Raw genomic sequence first — 8,823 nt, 5'->3', positions numbered from 1 at the left:
TACCAGAGCACGGAGATCTCGATCGCACTGAGCGAATCCAGCGTGACGCGGGACACCCGCCAAGTCGCTGAGAGCTCTTTTCCGCCCTCGTAGATGCCGTCCTCGCGGCACAACGACACGCTCACCGCGGGCTGCGTTTCGGAGGCAAGCCTGGAGGATGAACGACGACGGGATAGCTTCGGCAGAACGATGGCCACGGACGGGCTTCTCCAGAGACGATCACTTTCCATCGCACCGCGTTATGTGATGCCACAAAGGAATGCATCACATTGGATGGAAGGTCGATAGTGAATTGTTGCTCCCAAGGTGCCTGCGGGTCAACTCGAACATCACGTTCGGCACACAATTCTTGCGTGAAAACTTCATATCGTTCCACCCGGACATCCGTCCCTTGGCGATAAACCGTCTCTTCCTCGCATGCGACACGCACACGCAGCCGTCGCAGCCGCAGCCGTCCGGATTGTGAAACGAACAGGCGGTATTTGCAGCCTGGGTAGAGCGGATGGTCACTGATTTCGACAATCGTCGGCCCAATCCCCGCCGATCGACGCAGCTGGGCCAAAAAATACCGAAACGACCAATAACCGACCCCGCCAAACGGTAGAAGCAGTCCGGTCAGAATATATCGCGGACTCGAATGCCAGAATCCGAGCACGACCACGGCCAGCAAGACGAACCAAACCGCGTTCCAGAGCAGTGCCAGCAGCGCCGGGCCGACCAGCTCGTTGCCCGATGTCCCCTCGGCGGCTAAACGGTACGTCAAACGCTCGCCCGGACTGTCCGTCAGCGCGTTGCCGCGTGGCACCGATGGCATCTTTTCGATCTCAGTCGCCGACGGAACGATGATCTCGATCGACGACGCCCGCTTGGCCATGGCCGACCGGCGCTCATTGCTGGCCCCCACGCGAACCAGGCGATAAATCAATCCGCCCGCGCCCGAACCGATTGCTGCGACCCCCAAGATGCCGAAAATCCAGCTCGCCAAGCCGCCCCCCTCAAGTTCTTCGGGGGTAACGGCTTCGGGCTGGATTTGCGTTAACTCTTTGAGTGTCTCCAGCTGGTCCCAGGAAGACAGCTGGCTGATCACCACCAACGACACGACAAACACGCCGACCAAGAAAACGCCGCTGTAAAAGGCGGTTTCCCAGAGCAGGCTGCGGAGCTCCGTGCCGATGAACCGCTTTCCCCGTTTCTTGCTCCAGGGTCGAAGAAAGCGCGCCATATCAACGGGGTTGCTGAGGTCGTCGGCTGGGGCGATAGAACCCAAGCTCTTCCAACGCTGCGTAAACTTCACCGAGAGTCTTCTCGCCGAAGTTGCTGATCGACAGCAAACGCTTGGGCGTCGCGCCCAACAGATCACGCACCGTCAGGATACCGGTTTCTTCAAGACAATTCGTCGTGCGAACCGACAACCCCATCTCGGCGATACTCAAATCCAAACGCTCGTTGCGCAGACGAGCTTCCTCGTCGGCGCGGCTCAGTGGAATTCGCGTGCTCATTCCAAACTCCTTTTGGTCGGGCAAATGAAGGGTGGCAAGATTTGTCGAGAGAGTAAGCGATGATCACGCAGTTGGCAAAGAGCCTGGATCGAAAATCCCACGTTTTGCGGGAATCACTGTTGGCTTGTGGGTGCTACGGTTTGCAAGCAAACAAGAAAGGAACCGAGATCGAGCGCTCTGTCAGCGTTGATTTTTCGGGATGCATCTGTCGAGCGAAAAAGCGGCAGACTGTAACTTGCGGCGTGATGAAGTGACCAGTGAGCCCACCGACGGTTCGCCCGGCAAAATTGCCGGGGCAGGTACCCTCAGTGCAATAGTTGCCCGAGCATTAGGCCGCAACCAATTCGCGACTCAACGCCGCGTACTGAATCCACTCGGTGACCTCGTCCAGATCCGGCAACTGGCCTCCGCGGATGATCCGCTTGCCTTCGTTGCTTCGGGCGACCGGGTCGATCAACGCGAACAATTCACTCGGGTCATACTCCGCGACTTCCTCCGCCGTCGTGACATCCGCAGCCACCAACAACTGCGCGTCGTGCCCACGCAACATCGGGACTCGGCAAACCAAGATCGCCTGGTTTTGCCACGCCGTGATCACGTCCGCATCGATCCGTCGGTGGTCCAAGCGATCGGCCAAGTCGGCCGCGTCGGCATTGAGCAGGTCGTCCACGGTGACGATGTCGACCGCTTCAAGTCGTTCAGCCATTCGTGCTCCGATCGACGGCGCGTCCACGATGGGACTGTCGCGTTGGAGATAAAAACGAAGTTCCTTGTCGCCGGTTTCGGAGTCGAACGACTGAGTCTCATCACGCATCCGCTCCCGTCGTCGCGAACGCTCCGAGGAAGAACGCCCCGAAGACGACCGCTCGGATCCGCGTCGTGACGAGCGGCTGCTCGAACGTCGCGACCGCGACTCGCCGTCGCGACGGCTTCGCGTGCGGTCGCTCCGCTCGGTTTCAGAATCGCTAGTCCGGTAGTTCTGATCCGCGGTTTCCGTCGAATCCGCTTCGCGGCGCGAACCCGACTCACCGACGCGACGGCTGCGTCCGTCGGAACCGATGTCGTGGCTGCGGGCGGTGCCGCCGATGGCTCGGCTGCCGTTTCGAGCCCCATTGGAACGCCCATTGGTTCGACCATTGGACCGACCGGGCAGTCCGCCACTGCGTGGTCGCGAGCCGGACGAACGCCGGCCTGTTCGGGATCGATTGGACGAGGCACGGACGACGTTTCCGTTGTCATCGACGAATTCGTATTCATAACGATCGTCGTCCAGCTTGGCATCGAGCGGCTTGCGATCGCGTGGCTGGCGGAGCACCCGACCGTCGATCGTTTGGTGATCTCGCGTCATGCCCAGCGGGTTGTCGTCGGTGTCGACGTTTGCCGCCGCGATCCAGCTGGTGATCCGCGAAAGCTCGTAGCTGGTGCCGCTGAGCAGGATCCGCTGCCCGCGTTCGGTCGCCAGAAACGCTTCCACGCGGTCGAGCAGATCGGCCGGGTCGATCGACGCCAAGTGCCCCGCATCGGCGATTCCGCATCCGACCAGCACCCGGGCGTCGAATCCGCGCAACTGGGGGACATGACAAACCAAGCGGCTCTCGGCCTGCCAACGCCGAATCGTTGCGGCGGTCACGCCGGCCAGCCCGAGCGAATCGGCCAGCCGGTTGGGATCTTGATTCATCAGATGATTGATGTGCGTGACCTGCAATCTGCGCAGACGCGCCGCGGCAACCGCGTCGATCGAAGGCGCTTGATCGATGGGGCTGTCGACGGACAGGAAAAACGGGGACACCGGTCCGCGATGGCCGGCCGCCGGATCGCCTGATGGCTTGGATTGCAGGTGCTCCGCCGACGACCGAGACGCGGCCGCTGGAGCACGTTGACTGTGCATCGCTGGAGCACTGCGCGCCGATTGCGTCGCCGGCGCGGTCGTGTAGGAATCGGCGAAATAATATCCGTCGTGCCAATGCCCCGCATCGTGTTGCGATGGATCAACGAACGTCGGATCCGGAGATCCCGCCGGCATCGACGCCCGATAGTCCGTCGCCTGCGTGGCGGGAGCCACCGGTGCGGCTGGTGATGCCGGCCCCATGTAAGCAGATCCCATGTAGGGCGAGTCTGCGTAGGGAGACTCTGCGTAGGGCGAGCCTGGATACGGCGCCGGGGAATGAGGCGTGACGTGAGCGTTGTGTCGACCGGACAGCGATTCAGCGTAGGGTGAAATCCCGTACGCTTCCTGCCAGACTGCGTCCAGGTTGCGATTGATATCGGCCAGCGAGGCACCGATCGGCAGGTGATCAAAGTACTCGTCGTGATAGCGGTCGACGAAGGCATCACTGTGCGGCATCGGGTCGTTTGCTCCCACGCCATTGGAACCCAGGCCATGGGAAGTTGGCGGCAAGTGCGACGGCGCGTGGGGACCGGCGTACGCTTCGTCCGAAAAATGCGGGCTCCAAAGCGGTCGGTGCTCGTGTCGGACGCGTTGACCATGGATCGTAAACACCTGGCCTCCGTGGCGAGCGACTTGGTCGGCAAACATCGAATCGCTGGCCAACAAGACGACTTGCCGTCCATTTTTGGCAAAGTCGTCCAGTGCGGCGAGCACCGAAAGGTTGACGCCCGCGACGGGCGAACCGCCGGCATAGATGGGGTAGTCTGCGTAGCCGGCGGGAATCGCACCCAACGTTTCGCCGACCTCTTGATGGCGCAACAGTTCGCGCGGGACTTCGATCACCAGCGGGATGGCGCGTCCGGTCCGGGCCAGCAAGTCGGCGGCGGCCATGCGTAGCGCCAGTGCCGCCAACGCTCGATCGGCCGCGGGGCAATTCGCTTCTTCACGCCCATCGATCTTGGCAAACCCGACTCGCGTCGCCGTCTCGACTTGATCGGGGGCGGTGGTGAAATCGGCGTCGTTCCAATCCAGCCGCGACAACCGGCCGCCGGAGAGCCGGACCAACCATTGGCTCGCTTCATCGGCCAACGGAGACGCCGAGCGGGACACCGCTTGGGGCACGCCGAGCATTTTGATCAATTCGGCCCGACGACGTTTCAGCCATTTCACCCGCGGCGTCTCGCCCAAGCTCGGCTCGGCAAGCGAGTCGAGGGCTCGCAATTCAGACTCAACCGCGTCGATCTCCCGTTGCAGCATCGCAGGATCCCACGCGGCGCCGCTTCGCCCCAGATAATCGCGGCCCAGGTCGGTGTAGCTAACGTCAACGCCAGCCCATGGGGAAGCATCCAGTCCCGGGTAGGCGGATTGTGCGGCGATGGGGCTGATCGGCTGGGCCAGCATCTGACGACGCAGCCGCGCCGCCCGGGCGACACAGCGATCGAGTTGTGCGGTGACTTGATCGAGTTCCTTGCTCCGCGCGATCGCTTCACCATCTAGGTGATTGATGTACCAGGCCGACCAGGTTTGCCGATGATAGGCTTCGTCCAACCAAGACGGATAGCGGAGCCGTTCTGCCAACTGGCGATTGCGAACCAAGCCTTCGCGATAGGCCAGCAGCCGCTCGATCGTCGCGACGACCCACTGTTCGCTGCGTCGCAAATCGTACAACTCGTGGTCTCGACGCACGGCCAGTGCCTGTTCGGCGGCGCGGGCTTGTCGCGACGGCTCGGTCGCGGGATAAGCAAACCGGAATCCGTGCCGACGAACATTTTGCAAGTCGTCTCGGATCGCGCGGAGCGAGTGCACCAGCGAGTGGCTTCCCCGGTAAGCCAGTTCCGCAGGCAGATCGCGATACCAGACCGGAGCCGCCGAGTGGGGGTGATCGTAGCGGGCCGCAAGCCAATCGACTTGGCGCACGATCGCTTCGATCCGCAGATCGATTTCATCCGGCCAACGCGACGGGCGGGCCCCGGCGGCAAACGCCGCCCACGACGCAGCCATCGAAGGGTCGTCGGCATAGTGATCCAGCGAGGAAAGGAAGTGGTGCATGCGCTCGCGGCGCAGCATGTGTTCGGACATCGGCAATGCCCCGGCCTCACGCAACGGCCGATCGAAGGCGTCGCGGTGGACGGCGGAGGAGATGATTTCGCGCAGACCGGACAACTCCGTCATCACGCGACGCCAGCGAGTGATTTGGGCATCGACGTCAATTAATTTGCGGCGCAACTCGGCGTCGACGTCCAATGCCGCGCCGTGGCTGATCGCCCGCCCGCCGGCCAGTTCGGCACCTGCGTCGCGGGCATAGGGCGACGCGGTGATCGGTGCGGTGTACCGAACGCGATTGCGATCGAATTGCAGATGGGCCAGCCAGCGAGACAGTTCACTGTGCCGGACACGAAGCTGCCAAATCTGATCGTGAAGCTCGGCCAGTTCGGCACCGATCGGCGCGTTGTCGTCGGGCCGCTGTGCGGAGTGCTGTGCTGATCGCTGTGCCGATTGCAGGGCCGCCAGATGTGCCTGCAATTGTCGTCGCCGCGCCTCGATGGATTCGGCGTCCAACACGGAGGAATGCGGGCCGGCGGAGGTCTGCCGAATCGATGCCAGTTCGGCTTCGATGCGGGCCAGTTCGTCGCGCATCGCACGTCGCGGTGCGTGCTGGTCGGCCGATGCGGCCGGCGAGAGCCCGCTGACGGTCGAACGATTGACGGGCAATCCGGCGAACAAGGCGGGATCGCCCAGTCCGCTGCGGAGGCAGGCTGCGATGACTCGAGAAATGCTGATCACGGCGGTGTCGGTGACGATGCCGTCGACGATCGACTCGGGAATGCGAATCGATTCCAAGGCGCGGGTCGCGTCGGTCGAATCGGCGATCCCGTTGATCCAGCTGCCGTGCAGCCAATCGAATCGATGCGAGGCCTCGCCGCGGGATTCGAATTCGATGGTCCGTCGTCCGCTGGGCGTGCCGTCATGTTCACGCCGGCAATGGATTTTTCCGTTGCGGTCGGCCCAGACCACGCGGCCGGCCGAGGAACTCATCATCCCCAGCGGGTAGTCGCGTCGGATCAGCGAGTCCCGGATGAAGCGGACGATCGCCGTTTTCCCAGAACCCTCCGGCGTGCAAATCACGTTCAAGCATTCTGAGAATGGCCCCAGCTCGACACGAGTCAGGGGGCCGTGAGTGTCGATATCGATCCGGTCCAACAACATGGTCGGGCTCCTCCTTGGCCACAGCAACAATACATTTTCAGCGGCCCGAACGACGGCCAAAATTCATTTCGACGTTGCGGGAAACGGGCAGCTGGGATGCGGGATCGGGGCACTTTAGTGAAAGTCGTGTTTCACGAAAAGAGGAATCTGCGGCCGCCTTGTCTTGACGCGCCGCCCGCAAAATTCGTAGTCCAGGGGCGTGAAACGACGCCTGATCGCGGTCGCCGACGTTCGCCATGACGCTGACGGGCCGATGCCGTTTTTGGCCCCCGACACATCCGATTCTTTTCCGATATGCTGCCCATGCCGCGATGCCACCTCCCGCCGCGATCGAATCGACCGCCCGGCAATCCCCGCCGTCGTCGCCCCCTGGCGATGCCCCTGTGGCTTGCCGCGACCCTTCTGGCCGCCCCGATCTTGCTGGCCGGCTGTGCCTCGTGGTCCAGCTGGCCCGGCCATGACGATCCGCATCAAGAAACCCGCGCGGCCGCATTACCGCTGAAAAGAATCCCACGCTCGATCGAGCTGGAAACGCGTTTTGTCCAGATCCGCTTCGACCCGACCGATCCCGACCAGCTGCAATCGATGTGGCAATGGGTGGACGAAACCGTGCTGCCGCCGGAAACCCGAAAGGTGCTCTATCACAACGGGTTACGGATCGGGAAAGCGGCTCAGACGGACCGCTTGGTCGGCAAACTCGATTCGCTGCAATCGGCCCAACCGCCCGACGTCGTCGCCGAATTCCTGAGCTCGGTCTCGGTTTCCAGCCACCAATCCGAAGGCTCCAAGACGATCCCGATGCGGCTGGGAAAACGCTACGAATTGCCGGTCCGATTGCCGGTGCAAGGCGACCATGTGGTGATCATCCACGAGGAACCGCAGCCGGTCGGCCAAACGCTGCGAGACCCCCAGTTTCTGTTGGCGGTCACGCCCCAGCCGGGCAGTTCCGCCGCCCAAATTCGCCTTCGAGTCCGCCCCGAAATCCAGCACGGCGACATGCAGCAAGACTGGGTCCAGGGGGATGCGGCCTTGCGGATCGACGTTCGCCGTCAATCCTGGTCGCTCGATGCGATGGAATTTGAACTGATCGGCGGCGAGGGCGACCTGTTTGTGATCTCCGAAACGGCCGACCGAAAGGGGCTCGGCACGGAGATGTTCGGGGGCAAAAACGTCGACCAAATGGAGCAACAAACGGTTTTGCTGATCCGCATCGCCAACGTCCCGACGCCCGCGGAAAAGCTGTAACGCTCCGTCTACGAGAAATCGGATCCATCCGATATCATCGGCGGCACTGCACTTCTTTCAATCTCCGTGCGTTGACCCATGAAAACCGACGAACTCCGCGAAAAATATCTCGAATTCTTTGAATCCAAGGGCTGCGTCCGAAAGCCCAGCGATGTGTTGGTCCCCACCTGGGACCCCTCGGTCCTGTTCACCCCGGCCGGGATGAACCAGTTCAAGGATCACTTTCTGGGCAAAGTGAAACTCGATTTCACCCGCGCGACAACCTGTCAAAAATGCCTCCGAACCGGCGACATCGATAACGTCGGCCGGACCGCCTATCACCATACCTTTTTCGAAATGCTGGGGAATTTCTCCTTCGGTGACTATTTCAAAAAGGAAGCCATCGCGTGGGCCTGGGAGTTCTTGACGGCAAAAAAGTGGCTGGCCATCGACCCGGCTAAATTGTCCGTGACGGTCTACAAAGACGATGACCAGGCCTATGACATCTGGAAAGAGTCGATCGGGCTGCCGGACGATCGGATCGTGCGGATGGACGAAGACGAAAACTTCTGGCCCGCCTCGGCACCCAGCGAAGGCCCCGACGGGGTCTGTGGGCCGTGCAGCGAAATCTATTATCACCTGGATGATGGCAGCGACGTCGAAATCTGGAACCTGGTCTTCACCCAGTTCAATCGCGTCGGCGATCCGCCGGACAATCTCAAACCCCTGCCCAGCCAAAACATTGACACCGGCATGGGCCTGGAACGAACCGCCAGCGTCCTTCAAGGCGTTTCCACCAATTTCCACATCGATTCACTGCGGCCGATCGTCGATGCCGCCGCGGACGTCGTCGGCGTGCACTACGACCCGGACAGCGATAACGGTCGGCGCCTGCGGCGGATCACCGACCACGCGCGGGCTTGCGCCTTCGCGATCCACGAGAACGTCTACCCCGGACGCGACAAGGCCAAGTACGTCGTCCGTCGTCTGATCCGACGCGCGGTG

At 62.1% G+C, this 8,823-nt stretch carries 5 protein-coding genes; 2 read left to right on the top strand and 3 right to left on the bottom strand.

Translation table 11 applies throughout. From position 1 onward, the window contains the following. Nucleotides 1–121: 121 nt before the first annotated feature. The 3 genes from ABX749_RS12410 to ABX749_RS12400 all read right to left on the bottom strand — a co-directional run bounded on the left by ABX749_RS12410 (nucleotide 122) and on the right by ABX749_RS12400 (nucleotide 6,594). Entirely contained in the window at nucleotides 122–1,222 is a 1,101-nt protein-coding gene (locus ABX749_RS12410; protein WP_145217787.1) for a hypothetical protein, read from the bottom strand. A 1-nt stretch (nucleotide 1,223) separates the two neighbouring features. Then, nucleotides 1,224–1,499: a DNA-directed RNA polymerase subunit alpha C-terminal domain-containing protein gene (locus tag ABX749_RS12405; protein WP_145217789.1), complete on the bottom strand. Its 276-nt coding sequence runs from the start codon at nucleotides 1,497–1,499 to the stop codon at nucleotides 1,224–1,226. Between the two features lie 328 nt (nucleotides 1,500–1,827). Continuing rightward, nucleotides 1,828–6,594, bottom strand: coding sequence for a DUF4332 domain-containing protein (locus ABX749_RS12400; protein WP_372896265.1), 4,767 nt, complete (start codon nucleotides 6,592–6,594; stop codon nucleotides 1,828–1,830). Nucleotides 6,595–6,897: 303 nt separating this feature from the next. Here ABX749_RS12400 and ABX749_RS12395 point away from each other — a divergent pair, with 303 nt between their 5' ends. Together ABX749_RS12395 and ABX749_RS12390 are read left to right on the top strand one after the other, a co-directional pair. Beyond that, nucleotides 6,898–7,839 carry a hypothetical protein gene (locus ABX749_RS12395; protein ID WP_372896264.1) on the top strand — a complete coding sequence of 314 codons (942 nt, stop codon included), beginning with the start codon at nucleotides 6,898–6,900 and terminating at the stop codon, nucleotides 7,837–7,839. A 78-nt stretch (nucleotides 7,840–7,917) separates the two neighbouring features. Continuing rightward, on the top strand, nucleotides 7,918–8,823 hold a 906-nt coding region (locus tag ABX749_RS12390; protein WP_372896263.1), incomplete at its 3' end, for an alanine--tRNA ligase-related protein.

The sequence above is a fragment of the Stieleria sp. genome (assembly GCF_041595215.1).
GTDB lineage: Bacteria > Planctomycetota > Planctomycetia > Pirellulales > Pirellulaceae > Stieleria > Stieleria magnilauensis.
The sequence above is the reverse complement of the archived record's forward strand: the minus strand, read 5'-3'. Positions and strand labels throughout refer to the sequence as shown.